The sequence below is a fragment of the Armatimonadota bacterium genome (assembly GCA_023511795.1).
In the GTDB taxonomy this organism is placed as follows: domain Bacteria; phylum Armatimonadota; class UBA5829; order DTJY01; family DTJY01; genus JAIMAU01.
In genome coordinates, this window is record JAIMAU010000004.1 from 48,020 (window position 1) to 66,163 (window position 18,144).

Genomic DNA, 18,144 nt, shown 5'->3' on the forward strand with positions numbered 1-18,144 from the left:
AAACCAACCTGCATGTCTGTTGAAAGGAGTTCACAAGCAGATGCGAGTAACCGTCAAAGGGAAAAACATGGAAGTGACGGACGCCCTGCAGAGGTATGCGAAAAAAAAGATAGAAAAGCTTGGCAAATATTTCAGCGAAATTAAAGAAGCAATCGTCACACAAAGCGTGCAACGCAACTGGCACATTGTCGAGGTTATGCTCGAGGGTGATGGCATAGTCCTCCGAGGCGAAGAGCGCTCAGACAACATGTACGCATCTATAGACCAAGTTGTTGAAAAACTAGAAAAGCAAATCAAGCGATTCAAAGGCAAGCTTTACGACCGCGTGCATGAAGAACCCCCAAAGGAAATAATCAAGGCAGTTGCCGAAGAGGAAGAAGAAGAGATCCTGGTAGAAGAGGAAGAAGAGGCGCCAGAGATTGTACGAACGAAGAAGTTCGCGCTCAAACCGATGCTTCCCGAGGAAGCCGCACTACAAATGGAGCTATTAAACCACGACTTCTTCGTATTTCTCAACGCCGATACAAATGCAATTAACGTCTTATATAAACGAAAAGATGGACACTATGGTTTAATCGAACCTTAAGTTTGACATGTAAGAAATTAATTAGAAAATTAGCAATAAAGAACTTTTCTATTAAAGATAACAAATTTACAGCTTCATCCCTATCATGCCTGACGTTGTCTGCCTTGGCGAAGCATTAATAGATTTCATTCCGCTGGAGAGCGTAGTGCCACTAATGGAAGTCACAACCTTCAAGAAGGCACCCGGTGGCGCACCTGCCAATGTAGCTGCAGGGCTTTCAAAGCTAGGCAATCCCAGTGCATTCGTAGGCAAAGTTGGCGATGACCCTTTCGGCCACTTCCTTGAAAAAACATTCCGAGAGAATGGCGTTGATACTAGCCGATTGATTTTTGATAAAACAGCGCTTACTGGCCTTGCCTTCGTCGCTCTAAGCGCAGAAGGTGTCCCAGAGTTCATGTTCTACCGCAACCCCAGCGCCGACATGCTGCTCAGACAAGATGAGCTTGACATGCAATTCATCAAATCCGCCAAGGCTTTCCATTTCGGCTCTATAACGCTTATATCCGAACCGTGCAAATCTGCGACCGAAGCAGCAATAAAATGCTCAGTTGAAAACAACCTTTTAATCTCATACGACCCCAACCTAAGAAAGCCCCTTTGGCCAAGTCTCGACCAAGCCAAGAAGCAAATGCTAGCGGCAATGATTTATCCGCATGTAGTCAAAGTAAGCGAAGAAGAACTAGCATTCTTGACCAACAAGTACAACGTATCCGAAGGAGCAAAAGAATTAATTAGCAGTTATCCGAACATTGCCCTTCTAGCTGTGACCCTTGGTGCTGAAGGTTGCTATTTCAGAACCACACGACTTGAAGGATATGAGGCAGCCTTAAACGTCAAAGTAGTTGACACCACAGGCGCTGGTGACGGTTTCGTCGCTGGAATGCTATCTTATCTCTTGTCGTTAACCATAAATCCAAACGAGATAGCTGAGCTTGAAGAAGATGAAATCCATAAAATATTTAAGTTTGCAAATGCTGTAGCCGGAATAACAACAACCAAACATGGAGCAATAACTGCGCTCCCCACGCGCACTGAGGTTGAAACACTCATTAAACAATAAAGCTTATAAGAAGGTTGCCATAGGCCTATATTTAATAGTCTATATTGTATCTAGCAGAACACTTTTGCAAAAGTAATTCCTTCGCAACAAGAAGAATACTTGCCAAAAATCGCATATATCCGCTAAACTATTTAGGAACTAATTATCCGCTTCCAACTCAGAGTGAACAAACCTAATAAGCTCTGAGCAAAATTAAGCTATAAGGAGTTAAGGTAAATTATGATTGTCACAACAAAAGAACTTTTCCAACACGCATATGGCAAGTATGCCCTTGGCGCCTACAACATTAACAACGCTGAACAGACGATGGGCCTTTTTAGAGGCAACATAAACTCCAAAGCCCCGTTCATTATTCAAATTTCGAAGGGCGCAAGGTCATACACCCACAAGCTTTTGCTTGAAGCCATGATTCGTGCAGCAAACGAAATCTTCCCTGACGCAATTTTTGCGGTTCATCTCGATCACGGCGATGAAGAGACATGCTATGATTGCATAGAATCCGGCTTCTACTCTTCGGTAATGATTGATGCAAGCCACCTGCCATTCGAAGATAACGTTGCTGTCACCAAGCGAGTTGTAGAAGCAGCCCACGCAAAGGGCATCAGCGTTGAGGCTGAGCTCGGCCAACTAGGTGGAGTGGAAGAAGACATCAGTGTCGACGAGGCGAAAGCTCACTTAACCGACCCGAAGCAGGCGGCCGAATTTATCGAGCGGACTGGCTGCGACAGCCTAGCATGCGCAATCGGTACAAGCCATGGAGCCTTCAAGTTCTCGGGCACTCAAAGGCTCCACTTCGAGGTCATCGAAGCAATACAGAAGCTAGTTCCTGGCTTCCCATTGGTTTTGCATGGTTCATCCTCCGTACCTCAAGAAGAAGTAGAGCGAATCAACGCAGCTGGTGGAGCATTAAAAGGAGCAAAAGGCGTAGACCCAAGCCAATATTTACCAGCAGCCAAGCTAGGTGTATGCAAGATTAACATTGACACTGACGGCCGTCTGGTATGGACAAGGGTGCACCGAGAGTTCTTCCGCGACCATCCTGAGGTCTTCGACTTCCGTCCAATTGGCAAGATTTTCATGGAAGAATACGCAAAATTCATAGCTAGCCGAAATGAGCTTTTGGGCTCTGCTGGCCAGCTCGAAGCCGTACGCGCAGCTTTGAAAAAGTAAACCCATGGCTCAGAGAGATTATGGAGAGAGGGAAATGGAACTCCTGGGCGAGGTTATTCGCTCAGGACAGCTTGGAGCGCTGAATGGGCCGTTTACCACGCGCTTTGAAGCCGAATTTGCCGCGATGATTGGCGCAAAGTTCGGCATAGCAATGAACTGCGCCATGAGTGTGCTACATGCGTCGGTCATATGTGCAGGTGCAGGAGCAGGAACTGAAGTAATCTGCGACCCTGTGTTTATATTTGGGGCGCTAGCTAGTCTTTATAACAACGCAATCCCCAAGTTTGTTGACATAGACCCGGATAGACATACTCTCGATCCATCGAAGCTAGAAGAGGTAATCAACGAACGAACAAAAGCTGTTATAGTGACACATGCCTGGGGCCTTCCTGCGGACATGGACCCAATCATGGAAATTGCGCGCCGGCATAATCTTCTTGTGATTGAAGACATTGCCCACGCTATTCTAGCAAAATACAAAGGCCGGTACACCGGCACACTCGGAGATATAGGCTCATTCAGCTTCCAAGCAAGTAAGCAGGTGTCGCTAGGCGATGGCGGAATGGCAACAACAAACAATGAGGAACTAGCTAAGAAGCTTGATCTCCATGCCGGCGCGCCAACGTTCTACTCAGTCGCATACGGCTTGCACTATAACTATCGAATGAACGAGCTGACATCTGCTGTTGGAATTGCACAGTTAGAGAAACTTCCCAAACTCATAGAAGGTCTAAAGGCAAACGCAAAGTACTTCGACCAAGCCATCGCCGATTGCAAATGGCTTTCCCCACAATGTGCACCGAACGCCGAGTCCACATACCATTTCTGGGCAGCTAATTTTAGGGGCGAAGAGTATGGCCTCAGCCTGGAAGAGTTCCGCATGGCAATTGAGGAGTCAAAATGCGGAATAAATGTGGGTTATACAGGGATGCCAGCATATAAACACCCAGTAATAAAAGACCGTCTTGCCCATGCGTTTCACTGTGGTAGCGTAAAGGAAAAGGTCGAGTACCCAGATGGCCTCTGCCCAATTGCAGAAAAGGCTATACCACGAATGGTTTTAGCCTACACCCTAGTACCTGAGGACACTGCTAAAGCCTCGGCTGAAAAGTTACATACTGTAATCGAGAAACTACAAGGCTAAGCAATTACTCCTGCGCCAATGACTTGGAGAAAGGCAGAATGGATCCCCTAAAAGCCGCTTACGCTATTGACGAGGCACAGTGGGAAAAAACAAACGGTGAAGGCAAGACCTACTGGTGGGCCTATATCGAGGAAGTACTGAATCGTCTGGGGCTAACCGCCGAAAAAATCTATACTGTCGACCTTCCAAGGAAACTCCATGACTTCAGTATACTTTTCCTAGGTAGCATCGATGCTAGCAGCCTAGCTCCTAATCTTGATGCATGGGTTCGCAATGGCGGAGCACTTTTCGCATGCGGAACCAGTGGGCTGGATGGCATATGCGGAAACAGATTCTTTAGGCAAATTCCCCAGTCAAGCGACGAATTCTCAATAACTGGTGAGCTTCACTTAACCGAAGGTATACAAAACACCAACAACATTCGCTTCCCAATGTACATTGGTAAACCCCTCCTCATTGCTAGTGGAATGCGTCTAGTCAATGCTGAGAGCTCTACAGTGATTGCCACCACCCAAAATCACGCCGTCATAACAAGCCGAAAATATGGAGATGGCTGGGTTTTTTATTTTGGATTTGACCTTGCAAAAACGTTCTGGGTGATTCAACAAGGTAGACCAGTGGATGCAGATTACGACGGTGACGGATATCTCCGCACTGGCGATGCATTGGTTACTGGAGATTATGAGCCGGAAATCCCGTATACAGATGAACTGCTGATTCTCCTTGAGCGTTTTATCGGGTTATCAGGCATTCCTCTCATCCACCGTCTTCCGCCCATTAACGATAAAATCCCCGATGTTTTGTTATTTTATGGCGGGGATGATGAAGGTAGTACTGGCGTTCAAATTCCAGCTGCCGAATTTATGACAAGTCGGAAACTTCCGTATCATATCAATTGCATGCTTCTCAATGGAAAATATGGCTTGAATCCTGGCGAAATTCGTTGCCTTGACGAATTAGGCACCGAGCTTGCTCCTCACTTTGACTTTATTAATGGCTTCGCCCACCCAACCGGATTTTCACGCAAGGACCTTCTAAAACAAGCAAAAGCCTTCATTAAGCATTTTAACAGACAGCCTTTAACCTCAAACTGCCACTGGTGTCGATGGACAAATTACCACGAACCAGCTCTTTGGTTGAGCGAAGTGTGCATACGAGGCGACAACTCATTCGTTCACAAGCGACTTGATGTGCTCAACCCAACAAACACTATTGGCTTTGCGTTCGGCACGGCGTTTCCTTTCAATATATATGCCAATCACACCTACGGCAACCGACGAACTGGTGTAATTGAGCTCCCAATTACTGCCTATGAAGTTGGGTACACTGCTGAGGGCACCGACTTTCCAACGCTTGAACGAGCGCTGAAACTTGCCATCCACTACGGCTCTACAATGAACTTCTTTTATCATCCCATCTATATTTCCCAGCAAAAAACGTGTCGCAATGCAATCGACAAGCTGCTGTCATTGATTGAAGAATGGGGAATTACGCCGGCGCATTCCACCCCCGATGCACTTGCGAAATGGTGGATGGACCGCAACGACAGCCAGATCAAAGACATCAGAAAAACAGACGGCAAGGAAACATTTATCGTTCAAACGCCTTCCAAGTTGGGATGTATCGTAAAACTAAGATATTTCGGAGCTTTGCCTAGTACGTCTCTTCCTTATCGCACTATCAAGCTAGATAGGCAATCTGGCTGGCTAATGATTGCCGTTTCTCCGGGCGAAACAAGGGTTGAAATTAAATTTGGATAATAACTTCGATTAGGAGTAATTTATGCAAGTCATCCTAGAAAAAGAGCCCTTTGAAAACAATAGCGCACACTGGATGAGGCGCGGCGATTGGCCCGCCAAGTGGATAAGCCACCCAGCAGTACGAGGCACAGAACCATCCGTCACTGCTTTTCGTAGAGAGTTCAATTTAACAAAAAGGACAAAACTTCGCATTCATGTGAGCGCAGACGAAAGATATGAGCTATTCCTCGACGGCAGGCACATTGGCCGTGGGCCACAGCGCGGCGACCGCGAAAATTGGTTCTATGAAACCTATGATCTTGATATCCCGGCTGGTAAGCACATGGTTGTTGCCAAAACCTGGTGGCTTGGCCCAAACGGACCTTCCCCATATGCCCAGCACACGGTTCGGCCTGGTTTTCTGCTCGCCGCTGAAGGTGTGGATGAGAAACTTATAAACACAGGCTTAGCACGCTGGGAAAGCAAAAGGCTTGGTGGACACAAGTTTATTAATCCCGGCATGGCATGGGGCACTGGCGCAAAGTTAAATATCGTCGGCTCAGACTTCCCATGGGGCTTTGAAAAGGGTGAAGGAGATGGTTGGACCCAAGCTGAGGTCGTTGGCGAAGCAGCGAACGCCTCAACGGCAAACGAATTTCCACCCATTTGGATGCTTCGACCTGCCATGCTTCCACCAATGCTTGAAAAGGATATCACGGTGGGAGTTGTGCGCCATATCGAAGCAATTGCCACTGAAGATACGCATCCAATTCAAGTGAAGGCAGATAAACACCTTGCTCATGAAGCAGAAGAATGGAATCAGCTCCTAGAAGGAAAAACGATGCTCACAATTGCCCCAAATAGTATGCGGCGCATAATTATCGACCTAGGCAATTACTACTGCGCATACCCTGTCTTGGTCACCACAGGCGGCGAAGGTTCAAAAGTTCGAATCCTATGGGCAGAAGCACTTTATGAAAAGCCCGAAGGCGGACCAAAGGGAAACCGAGATGTTGTAGAAAACAAGTATTTCATCGGCGTCGGCGACATATTCGAACCAGACGGGGGCTCGAAACGCGAGTTTTCAACGCTTTGGTGGGAAGCTGGCAGATATCTCGAAGTGCTTGTTTCCACTGCAGATGAACCATTGACCATCGAGAAATTAGGCATCCGCGAAACCCATTACCCCTATGACATACAAATGGAGTTTGCATCTGCCGACCCACGCCTAGAAGAAGTTGTCCCTATTGCTCGACGTGCACTCGAAATGTGCTCACATGAAACATATATGGATTGCCCCTACTATGAACAACTTCAATATATTGGCGATGTCCGTCTTCAAGTCCTAGCCACATACACTTTTACACAGGATGACCGCCTTCCAAGAAAGGCAATTCTGCAATTTGATCAATCGCGAAAAATTTCAGGAATTACGCAATCCCGTTATCCAAGCCGCATAATGCAAATTATACCGCCATTCTCCCTGTGGTGGATTGGTATGGTCCATGATTATGCCATGTGGCGAGATGACATTGAATTCGTTCGCGAACGCATGCCGGGTGTCCGTGCAGTGCTCGATGCTTTCAGACGCTGGGTAAACAATGACAACCTTCTGGAGGCGCCGAATGGATGGAACTTCATGGACTGGGTGCCAAGCTGGGGAAATGGAATACCTCCCGATGGCGATAAAGGTGTGAGCGGCGTTATAAATTGGCAATTTATTCTCATCCTTGGTCTTGCAGCAGAACTCGAAGAAATGCTAGGTGAAAGAGAGCTTGCCAAGCGAAATCAAAAACTTGCATATCAGATTAGGAAATCTGCAGAAGAGGCATTCTGGCACCAGGACCGAGGAATTTTTGCAGATAATTTGGCAAAAACTCGATTTAGTGAACACACCCAATGCTTAGCTCTTCTCTCTGGAAATATTGACGAATCAAAACGCAATAGCGTTATCCGTGGGCTGCTTGACGACCCCGACCTTGAGCGCACAACAATATACTTCACCCATTATTTGTTCGAGACTTACCGTCTTATTCGCCGCATGGACCGATTTTTTGAACGAATGAGCCTTTGGTTCGACCTCAAACGTCTAGGTTTTAAAACAACTTTTGAGCATCCTGAGCCAAGCCGTTCTGACTGCCACGCATGGGGTGCTCACCCAATATATCATTATTTCGCGTCGGTGCTTGGAATTCGTCCTTCGGAATCAGGCTTTAGGAAAGTAAGGATTGAACCGCAAATTTGGCCACTTACCTGGGCAAAGGGCAAATTACCTCATCCAAATGGCTTTATTTCGGTTGACCTCGCAATAAAAGACAGCAAACTTTATGGCTCAATTGAATTACCAGAGGACACATTCGGAACGCTTACATATGGCGACACGACTTTGAATCTCAAACCCGGAAAGCAAGAGATTTATCATCACTAATGGCGTCTCTGAGAATGTAACAGCTTTCCAATATTATTCAAAATTACAATCACATGACAAAACTCTTTGATAACAAATCTTGACCACCTGCGCCAATTCTGCTAGACTCTGCCGAGTAAACAGCCATAAGGGAGCTATGATGTCCGTAGAAAATTGGATACGTTTGGCAAAAATAGAAAATCCAAAGAAAGCTCTTGCCCTTGTAGAGCACTTTGGCGGTCCCGATGAATTGTTCCACGTTAGTGCTAAAGAACTCGTACATGTTTGCGACATTCACCCTAGGACTGTCGAGCGCATACAACAAGTAGCTGTGGAACCGGTGGACAAAGAACTTGCCAGTCTAGAAAAGGTTGGCGGCAAAATTGTTACTTATTGGGATGAAAACTACCCAGCGAACCTCAGGCAAATATTCGACCCGCCGCCCGTTCTATTTGTTCTTGGCGAACTACGTGAGGAAGACCGGTTTGCAGTAGCGGTCGTCGGAACCCGCCGCCCCACAGAGTATGGCCGTTCGATAGCAATAAAACTCAGCCGCGATCTTGCACGCAGGGGATTAACGGTTGTGAGTGGCTTAGCTCGAGGGATAGACACAATTGCCCACACTGCAGCAATCCAGGCTGGCAGAACAATTGCTGTTCTTGGAAGTGGAATTGACGTGCCCTACCCTTACGAAAACCGAGGGCTGATGAAGAAAATTAGCGAAAACGGAGCCGTAATCTCGGAATTTGCACCTGGCACCCAACCAGAGTCTTGGCGGTTCCCTGTGCGCAATCGCCTTGTTAGTGGTCTAGCGCTTGGAGTAGTGGTTATTGAAAGCGGCGTTGAGGGAGGTGCTATGATTACCGCAACGCTTGCGGCCGACCAGGGTCGTGACGTTTGGGCTGTGCCTGGACCTACGGACAGCGCTACAAGCCAAGGACCCCATAAACTTATCAAAGAAGGAGCAAAACTCATCGAGCATGCAGAAGACGTTTTAGAAGACCTTGGAATTGAAGCCGAAAGCACAGGGCGAGAGCGGCAAAGCATACCTAGCAACCTAACAACCGAACAGAAGGCTATTCTCCAAGTTCTCAATCTTCACCCAAAACATGTTGATGAGATCATTGGAGAATGCAGGCTAACGGCAGCTACTGCTAATAGCACCCTTACTATTCTGGAAATGCTTGGCCTTATTCGCCGAGTACCAGGAAACGCATATGTTAGAGCAGTCTAATTTCGATTACTAAGCCAACGCTCATCGTTGCACAATAATCAGATTTATGATTAAATTTTTGCTTCAAGCAAAGCAAGGTCGAAACTGAATATCTTCATAGGAATTGACACAACAGATTAGCAGCATTATAATTCTTCTCTCGTAAGTAGAAAGGATAATATTTGGAACTTTCGGGAGCGAAATCTGGTCTTAAGTTACTGACCACCGCTCCCGATAATCGTGTCAGCAAAGTAATTTCATTTGGGGTGGGAGTAAACAAACGCCCAAACTAAAATCCAGCGTTTGCAATTCAATTATCCACCTCGTTTGATAACAAAAAACTTCGGCTATAATGAAGTGCCAGCATAGGGAAGGATTATCGCTTGGTCAGATTAATTAGAAATTTTTCGCCTAATTGGCAGGTTTTAAATTAGGATGTCAAAAGCACTTATTATTGTTGAATCACCGGCAAAAACTAAAACTTTAAAGAACTTCCTGGAGGATGAGTTTAACGTCGAAGCTTCGATGGGCCACGTCCGCGACCTTCCCGAGAAGGAACTCGGAGTAGACATCGAGCATGGGTTCAAACCCAAGTACGTTATAATTCCGGAACGGAAGAAAGTTCTTGCTCACCTAAAGAAGCAAGCAAAAAGAGCAGGGCAAGTTTATCTAGCCACCGACCCTGACCGTGAGGGCGAGGCAATCGCATGGCACCTGATTCAGGTCCTTGGCCTTAAAAATGCTAAGCGCATTGCCTTCAACGAAATCACTCGCAACGCCGTCCGAGATGCCCTAGCTCATCCACAGGAGGTAAACGAGCGCCTTGTAGATGCCCAGCAAGCACGCAGAGTTCTGGATAGGCTTGTTGGATACAAGCTAAGTCCACTCCTTTGGCAAAAGGTAAAGAAATACCTAAGCGCCGGCCGAGTACAATCAGTCGCTGTGCGTCTTATATGTGACCGAGAGCGCGAAATTCAAGCATTTGTCCCAGAGGAATACTGGTCTCTAACTGCATTACTCACAAAATTCGATAATGAAAAACAATTCTCAGCAAAGCTTGTCGAAAAAAATGGTGAGAAGATCAAACTAAAGAATGAATCTGAGGCAAAACAGGTCCTCAGCGACCTTGAAGGCGCAAAATACATAGTTGTTAGTATCAAGGAACGTGAGCAAAAACGACATCCTTCACCTCCGTTTATTACGAGTACACTCCAGCAAGATGCATCGCGCAAGCTTGGTTTTTCTAGCAAAAAGACAATGCTTATAGCCCAAGAACTCTACGAAGGTATAGAGCTTGGGCCGGAAGGCTCCGTCGGCTTAATTACATACATGCGGACAGACTCCACCCGAGTTGCATCTGAGGCAATAGCCCAAGCACGTAATTTTATAGAGTCGGAGTTTGGCAAGGAGTATCTGCCCGCAGACCCAAGACAATACAAATCAAAGAAAACAGCCCAAGATGCACATGAGGCTATACGCCCTACACTTGTCTCACGACGGCCCGAAGATGTAAAAAAGTATTTGACCGCAGACCAATTTCGCCTTTATCAACTTATCTGGCAGCGTTTCCTGGCAAGCCAAATGGAATCTGCCGTGCTAAAAATCACTACTGTCGATATTTCGGCAAAAGACTATTTGTTTAGAGCAAACGGTTCAACAGTAAAATTCCCGGGTTTCACCATACTTTATATTGAAGGCAAGGATAATGGAAAAGATGAGGAAGAAGACCAAATTCTGCCAAGACTAGCGAAAGACGAAACTTTGCACCTAGTCAAGATGATTCCAAAACAACATTTCACCGAGCCTCCGCCGAGGTACACTGAAGCAACGCTTGTAAAAGCGCTTGAGGAAAAAGGAATTGGCCGCCCAAGCACATATGCGACAATCATTTCGACGATTCAGGAAAGGAAATATGTTCTACTAGAGGACAGGAAGTTTGTGCCAACTGAATTAGGATTCGTTGTAAATGACCTTTTAGTGAAACACTTCCCAGATATTATTGACGTGGAGTTTACCGCTGGTGTTGAATCGAAACTTGATGAAATCGAAGAGGGCGAGCTCAACTGGGTTGACGTACTAAATGAGTTCTGGAACCCATTCAAAAGCGCATTAGAAAATGCGGAAAAAAACATGGAAAAAGTAAAGATTTTTCCAAAGGAAACAAACGAAAAATGCCCAAATTGCGGTCTTCCGCTCTTTATTTGGGAAAGCAAATTTGGACAATTGTTCTTGGGATGCTCAGGCTACCCTACATGCAAAACAGTCGTTTCCAAAGGAATCGGCGAACCATGCCCAGTACCAGGATGTGGTGGGACAATCGTTGAAGCCAGCGCTGGAAGTGGAAAATACAGGTGCAGTAATTATCCAAAGTGCACATACGCTTCCCACGCAGAGAACAACACGAACGGCAATGGTGGTGAGGAAGTCACAGACCAAAACTGTCCGCAGTGTGGAAAACCGCTTGTAAAGCGCACAAGCAAGTACGGAAAGTTCCTTGGCTGTTCTGGATATCCAAAATGCAAATACATTGAAAACATCCCACAACCTGTTGGAGTTGCATGCCCAATCGAAGGATGCACAGGCGAAATCGCAGAGAAACAAACTCGAAGGGGAAAAACATTTTATGGCTGCAATCGGTATCCCGAATGCACTTTTGTATCATGGGATAAGCCGATTGGTCGCAAATGTCCAAAGTGTGGTTCAATGCTTGTTGAAAAACAATGGAACGGTAATCCTCGAGGCATTGAATGTATAGCGGAGGAATGCGATTATAAGGAATCCATAACGGAAGAACCTAAAGAAGAGGTAATTGCCTCTCAAGTTTAAAAGCTCTTACTGATGACAAACAAGCCGGTTTGGGATAGAATGCTTTTAAAGCATGCCAAGCTGGCTGTTTATTTTTGGAATTATTTTAAAATCGGAGGAATATATGGCAATACGAATTGCGTTCATAGGATTCCGCCATTCTCATATCTTTGATCTTTACTCTCGTGCCAATGCGTCCAACGACTTCGAAGTAATCGCGGCATGCGAGGAAGACGACGAAACAAGACAACAACTTAACGAAAGCATGAGGGCGCGGATTACCCATGATAACTTTGATAAAATGCTTGACGAAGTTGAATGCGATGCAATAGCAGTGGGCAACTATTATGGAAAACGAGGGAGCATAATCATTAGGGCACTTGAAAGTGGTAAACATGTTATTTCTGACAAACCAATCTGCACAAGCTTTGATGAACTCGATAAAATCAACATGCTCTCCATCGAAAATCAGCTCAAGGTAGGTTGCATGCTCGACTTGCGCGATAAAGGGCAATTCATTCGCGCTCACGAACTTATCCATGCGGGCGCAATTGGCGAAGTTCACGGCGTTGTTGTTTATGGCCAGCATCCGCTACTGTTCGGCACACGACCAGCCTGGTACTTTGAAGAGGGAAAACACGGTGGGACTATCAACGACATTGGAATACACGCCTTTGACCTGATTCCCTGGGCAACCGGGCTCGAGTGGTCACAAATTGTTGCTGCCAGAAGTTGGAACGCCTTTGCAACTCAGACGCCACATTTCCGTGATGCCGGTCAGTTTATGCTCAAGTTGTCTAATGACGGAGGAGTAGTCGGCGATGTTTCATATTTCATGCCGAATTCGCTAGGCTATACACTCGACTTTTATTGGCGAATGACTTTCTTTGGACGCGAAGGCATAATTGAAACGTCCAGCACTGCAAAATCAATAATGCTTGCGAAAGATGGGAATAAAGAACCCGAGATGTTTCCACCCGCAAAAGACAACTCAGGTGGATATCTTAGGTCCTTTGCAGAAGAGGTCTTACATGGAAAAACTGAAGGGCTTTCAACAGAGGATGTGCTTCGAGCTAGCTATGTAGCACTTTTGACACAGCACGCAGGCGACGAAGGGTTATTTGGCATAGAGATATGATTTAATTTGAAAGGCACAGAGGCTTTTATAAAATTTCTAAGAATTATCAAGCATATGCCTAATAATGGTGAATTAACAATAATCGGTGGGGGACTAGCAGGAGCAGAAGCCGCTTGGCAGGCGGCACAACGCGGCATAGAGGTTTGTCTATATGAAATGCGCCCCAAGAAACAAACACCTGCGCATAAGACGGGTCTCCTTGCCGAGCTTGTATGTAGTAACTCCCTCAAATCAAACCTCCTCACAACAGCCTCTGGACTCCTTAAGGAAGAAATGCGTATCCTAAATTCAGTTGTCATTGCCTGCGCAGACGATAATCGCGTTCCGGCTGGGGAAGCTCTAGCAGTTGACCGTGATAAGTTTGCCGAGTGTGTTACCGAGCGCGTATCATCGTTATCAAACGTTACTCTAATTCGAAAAGAGATTACCAAAATTCCCAAAGAAGGCACGACAATTATTGCTTCAGGACCTCTAACATCTGATGCCCTAGCTCGGGAAATCAGCAAGCTCACTGGGCGCGAGCACCTCTATTTTTATGACGCAGTCGCCCCCACTGTCACCGCAGATTCCATTAACTATGACAAGGCTTTCCGCGCTTCGCGATACGGCAAAGGAGAAGCAGCTTATCTTAATTGTCCGATGATTGAAGAAGAATACAATGCCTTTTGGGAAGCTTTGATATCTGCTGAGCGGGTACCCCTTGCTGAATTTGAACCCTTGAAGCTTTTTGAAGGCTGTATGCCTATTGAAGAATTGGCATCAAGGGGAAAACAAACACTCCTCTTTGGACCGTTAAAACCAGTAGGTCTAATAGATCCCAGAACAGGCAAGCGCCCCTTTGCTGTCGTTCAACTTCGGCAAGAGAACATAGAAGGCACACTATATGGCCTTGTGGGCTTCCAGACCCGGCTAAAGTGGGGAGAGCAAGAACGCGTTTTCCGCATGATTCCCTGCCTAGAACACGCAGAATTTGTTCGGTTTGGTGTAATGCACCGAAATACTTATATAGACTCGCCACGCCTCTTGCAACCTACCATGAAGTTTGACCCCCAAAAAACTACCCGCCAGCCTCAGACAAAGAATACTCACTCTGCGTCAAACTTGTTTTTTGCCGGGCAAATCACAGGCGTCGAAGGCTATGTGGAATCAGCGGCAATGGGGTTGGTCGCTGGTATTAATGCATCACGACTCCTAAAAGGCGAGGAACTTCTTACCTTTCCCCGGGAGAGCATGATTGGCTCACTAGCAAACTACATCTCTTCGCCCACAATAACCAATTTTCAACCAATGAACGCAAACTTTGGCATTCTTCCAAAACCGGAGCCGCCAATTCGAAACAAGCAAGAGCGTCAACGCCGCCAAGTCGAAATTGCAATTGGGTCAATTCGAAAGATGGCCCTTGTGCTGCAACAACATGTTTGTTAGAATCGAATTATCAACGTCATGCTCCTTTTCCATAGAGGACAATTAATTTTAATTAAGTAGCGCTGGCTTTTATTTCTCTTGGAGCAAAAGAGGAATAAGCAAAGGGTGCAGTGTCTCAACCTTGTAATCGAATAAGGCCACAAACCCCACATCAATCCAACGCCAATATGAAAGTATGCAGGACAAGGTGGTAAACAATGCTTTCGCCTGATTTGCGACGCAAGCTATCGAAATTTAATCTAGAGCGCAATAAAACAGAAACTTTAGAGTACCACATCACTCCAACGACACTTGAAAGCGTCATCCCTGGCCGCGTTCATGAACATGAGTATGGCGAATTATACATAGTCGAACGCTCGGCTGGCGATTTCGGCATCCTGCCCCAAGAGGAGCTTATTAGTAGACTGACCGTACTCACTACTTTAGGCTATTCACCTGAGGAGACACTGTTCCTAGACATCGAAACTTGCGGCATGGCTAGCCGTCCTCTTTTCTTAATAGGAATTATGCGAGTGTGTGATGGCGAATTGAGGATAGAACAGTTCTTTGCGAGAAACTACGCCGAAGAAAAAAGCATTCTCGCCCATGCCGCCGACACTATTGCCAAGCATAAAATGTTAGCAACGTTTAACGGCAAAGCCTATGATATTCCATATATACGCGACCGTATGCTATACCACAAGCTAGAGGCAAAGTTTGACGTCGAGCACCTCGACCTCCTGCATCATGCGCGACGAAAGTGGCGTCGAATACTCCCAAACTGCCAACTTAAGACCCTGGAAGAGAACATTTGCGGTCGTAGGAGATTTGGCGATATTCCCAGAGAAATCATACCCGAGCTTTACCATGCTTTTGTGCGCACTGGAAATGCCGAGACCATCGAGATCATCTTTCGCCACAATGCCCTCGATTTGATAGCAATGGCAGAACTCCTGCCCCATATCGGGCTATAAGCCTGGAAAGTTATTCAAAAATCCCCAAGCGACTCAAAATTATCCAAACAACCCTATTATTTTCCTTTCAGAGCTTTATCCCAGCTTATTTGGCATTCTTCTTGCATTATCCCCCATTGAACCCTCTAAGGGGTAAAGTGGGACTTGCAAAACCATCCAATCGATGGCCAGAGCAAAAAAATTAAAATCCAAAGTTCGATTGGCATGATAATTGCAAGTACCTCTATTGGAGTGAAGAGCAAAGCACGCCACTGATGAAAGAGAGAGAAATCTCTAAAGCAGGTTAAGAGCTCTCACTCTCAAAGAAAGAACGGAATTTAAAATCCGCGGACGATGTGATTGGAGCTGAATGGCGGCCGGCTGCAATCGACAAAGCCGCGAAAATTTCTGAAAGGAGTAAAGAAAAAAATGAAGAAGGTTCTGATTCTCTCTGTGGCTGTCCTGATGGTGTTCGCTATATCCGTAACCGCACAGGCAGCCGAAAACAACTGGCGGTTTAAAATCACCGCCGACTTTGGCACCGATGAATACATGAGCACCACTCAATTGGGTATGTACCCGGCGTCTGTAGACGGCTATGACGCTCAGGATGGCTCAGCTCAGTTCCTCCCTGACCCGTTTGGCAAAACGTACGCGGCTTGGCTTACCACCATAATCCCAGGCAGAACTGAGGCAATGATGAAGGATATCAAGGCTCCGTTTGCTACCAATGATTTGTCACTTACCAAGACTTGGGATGTTCGGGTGTATGGATTGAGAGATGCTCCTGCTCAGTTCACTACTATTAGATTGCGCTTCTATCCATTGGGTTTGGCTGTCGCGCCACCTAGCGTGTTCAACGGAAAGCAGTATGGTATAGACTGGATTTACTACATCAAGATGATAAATAACCGCGGTGTAGCGGGCGCGCCAGCAGATGGCACAGAGTGGCAAATTCCAGTTCCAACCACTCCGTCAGCAACAAATGTTGAGTTCTTCACGCTTACTCTACCTATAATAAGACTAACCGCAAGCACCCCGGCAAATGCGGAATCAGAGGGCTATGTAATGGAGTATGGAATTAAGCCCTTGACTCCAATACCTGAGCCTAGCAGCCTACTGGCTTTGGCTACTGGCTTGAGCGGACTTGCTGGATTTGTGATTCGGAGAAGAATGTCATAAAGACATAAGGCAAATGACTCGTTACAGGTGTGCAATTTAGCCGCCAGATTAGCAAAAGTACTAATCAAAAAGCACACCAAATCGAGGGCCATCCAAAGCAGCAATGAGGATGGCCCTCTTACATTATAAAGAGAGCATCCAGCTAACCTGACTTGCAAGGCCATCATGAAGCGAAACTTTAGGGCTATAACCTAACCTTTTCCTTGCCGCAGAGATATCCGACAGCGTATGCCGCATATCCCCCAATTGGTCTTCAACACGCCGAACATTCAAGCTGTGCCCAACAAGTTCGCCGATAGCTTCAACGACTTTATTTAGGTCGACATGCGACCCGCCGCCAATGTTGAAAACCTCGCCCTCAACCTCCTTCGCCTGTGCAGCCAAAAGGTTGGCATCGCATACATCGCTTACATAAGTAAAATCGCGAGTCTGCTTGCCGTTGCCGTAGATAATCAACTCTTCGCCCTTGATTGCTGCCCTGATGAAGCGGTGGAAAGCCATATCAGGACGCTGGCGGGGTCCATATACAGTGAAATAGCGGAGGGAGACCACGGGAAGACCGTAATTTACAAAATAAAGGTGGCAAAGGTTCTCCGCAGCAAGTTTTGTGACCCCATAGGGCGATACGGGCTGTGGCTTAGCCGACTCCCTGAGTGGAAGTTCGGGCGAGTTGCCGTATACCGAAGATGAGGAAGCATAAACCAAGCGCCGAATATTCGTACCTACCGCTGATTCCAGCAACCTTTGCGTGGCAAGGATGTTGTTGCGCACATATACGCCAAAGTTTGCACCCCAACTCATGCGCACACCCGGCTGGGCAGCTTCGTGGAAGACCCAATCAACCTCCGATAAAAGGGGCTTTAAATCAAGGGCAAGCAAGTCGCCCTCAACGAATCGAAACCTTGGGTGGCTGAGAACAATGCTGAGGTTTAAAAGCTTGATGTCTTTTGAATAATAATCGCTGAAATTATCTATTCCGACAACGTTGCATCCGAGTGAGAGAAGCTTCTCTGAAAGCGTTGAGCCTATAAATCCTGCACAACCCGTTACGAGGCAATTCATCTCGTTTGTTTTATTCCTCCGTCATACCCTTTGTTGAAAAACATAACAAAACTGGGGGCAGTGCGTCATTTTTCGCGCACACCGCCCCCTAAAACTTGCTGTGCGTAACTAGTTTTACTTTCCAATCCTGTACATCGTCGTGCCGCAGGTAGGGCAAGTACCCTTGGTCGCCGGCTTCTTATTCTTCATAGTCGTTGCAACTGGGTTCTTCATTTCCTTCTTTGCTTTGCACTTGACGCAGTATGCCTCCATTTAGATCACCTCCTCTGCCTTTGGCGTCG

The 18,144-nt window shown here is 46.5% G+C and carries 14 protein-coding genes; 12 read left to right on the top strand and 2 right to left on the bottom strand.

The window, feature by feature from the left end; translation table 11 throughout:
* Positions 1 to 40 precede the first annotated feature (40 nt).
* From raiA to K6T99_05915, 12 genes are all read left to right on the top strand, one after another.
* Positions 41 to 586: a ribosome-associated translation inhibitor RaiA gene (gene raiA, locus K6T99_05860; GenBank protein ID MCL6519338.1), complete on the top strand. Its 546-nt coding sequence runs from the start codon at positions 41 to 43 to the stop codon at positions 584 to 586.
* A gap of 85 nt (positions 587 to 671) precedes the next feature.
* Positions 672 to 1,646, top strand: a complete 975-nt coding sequence (locus K6T99_05865) for a carbohydrate kinase (GenBank protein ID MCL6519339.1) — start codon at positions 672 to 674, stop codon at positions 1,644 to 1,646.
* Positions 1,647 to 1,865: 219 nt separating this feature from the next.
* Positions 1,866 to 2,816 carry a ketose-bisphosphate aldolase gene (locus K6T99_05870; protein MCL6519340.1) on the top strand — a complete coding sequence of 317 codons (951 nt, stop codon included), beginning with the start codon at positions 1,866 to 1,868 and terminating at the stop codon, positions 2,814 to 2,816.
* 34 nt (positions 2,817 to 2,850) lie between these two features.
* Entirely contained in the window at positions 2,851 to 3,960 is a 1,110-nt protein-coding gene (locus tag K6T99_05875; GenBank protein MCL6519341.1) for a DegT/DnrJ/EryC1/StrS family aminotransferase, read from the top strand.
* 38 nt (positions 3,961 to 3,998) lie between these two features.
* Positions 3,999 to 5,720 (top strand): hypothetical protein, encoded by a 1,722-nt coding sequence (locus K6T99_05880; GenBank protein MCL6519342.1) that lies wholly within the window; start codon positions 3,999 to 4,001, stop codon positions 5,718 to 5,720.
* A 22-nt stretch (positions 5,721 to 5,742) separates the two neighbouring features.
* Positions 5,743 to 8,127 (top strand): alpha-L-rhamnosidase, encoded by a 2,385-nt coding sequence (locus tag K6T99_05885; GenBank protein ID MCL6519343.1) that lies wholly within the window; start codon positions 5,743 to 5,745, stop codon positions 8,125 to 8,127.
* A gap of 136 nt (positions 8,128 to 8,263) precedes the next feature.
* Positions 8,264 to 9,340: a DNA-processing protein DprA gene (dprA, locus tag K6T99_05890; GenBank protein MCL6519344.1), complete on the top strand. Its 1,077-nt coding sequence runs from the start codon at positions 8,264 to 8,266 to the stop codon at positions 9,338 to 9,340.
* A 414-nt stretch (positions 9,341 to 9,754) separates the two neighbouring features.
* Entirely contained in the window at positions 9,755 to 12,145 is a 2,391-nt protein-coding gene (gene topA, locus K6T99_05895; protein ID MCL6519345.1) for a type I DNA topoisomerase, read from the top strand.
* A gap of 103 nt (positions 12,146 to 12,248) precedes the next feature.
* A complete protein-coding gene (locus K6T99_05900) occupies positions 12,249 to 13,262 on the top strand; it encodes a Gfo/Idh/MocA family oxidoreductase (GenBank protein ID MCL6519346.1) in 1,014 nt (337 codons plus the stop codon).
* Between the two features lie 54 nt (positions 13,263 to 13,316).
* Complete coding sequence (gene trmFO, locus K6T99_05905) at positions 13,317 to 14,687, top strand: FADH(2)-oxidizing methylenetetrahydrofolate--tRNA-(uracil(54)-C(5))-methyltransferase TrmFO (protein MCL6519347.1); 1,371 nt, start codon at positions 13,317 to 13,319, stop codon at positions 14,685 to 14,687.
* Positions 14,688 to 14,884: 197 nt separating this feature from the next.
* Positions 14,885 to 15,640 (top strand): ribonuclease H-like domain-containing protein, encoded by a 756-nt coding sequence (locus K6T99_05910; protein ID MCL6519348.1) that lies wholly within the window; start codon positions 14,885 to 14,887, stop codon positions 15,638 to 15,640.
* A 408-nt stretch (positions 15,641 to 16,048) separates the two neighbouring features.
* Positions 16,049 to 16,801, top strand: coding sequence for a PEP-CTERM sorting domain-containing protein (locus K6T99_05915; GenBank protein ID MCL6519349.1), 753 nt, complete (start codon positions 16,049 to 16,051; stop codon positions 16,799 to 16,801).
* A gap of 123 nt (positions 16,802 to 16,924) precedes the next feature.
* Here K6T99_05915 and K6T99_05920 read toward each other — a convergent pair whose 3' ends face one another.
* Both K6T99_05920 and K6T99_05925 read right to left on the bottom strand, forming a co-directional pair.
* The gene (locus K6T99_05920; GenBank protein ID MCL6519350.1) at positions 16,925 to 17,863 is read right to left on the bottom strand and encodes an NAD-dependent epimerase/dehydratase family protein; all 939 of its coding nucleotides are present in this window, start codon (positions 17,861 to 17,863) and stop codon (positions 16,925 to 16,927) included.
* A gap of 114 nt (positions 17,864 to 17,977) precedes the next feature.
* Entirely contained in the window at positions 17,978 to 18,115 is a 138-nt protein-coding gene (locus K6T99_05925; GenBank protein ID MCL6519351.1) for a DUF5679 domain-containing protein, read from the bottom strand.
* Between the last annotated feature and the right edge of the window lie 29 nt (positions 18,116 to 18,144).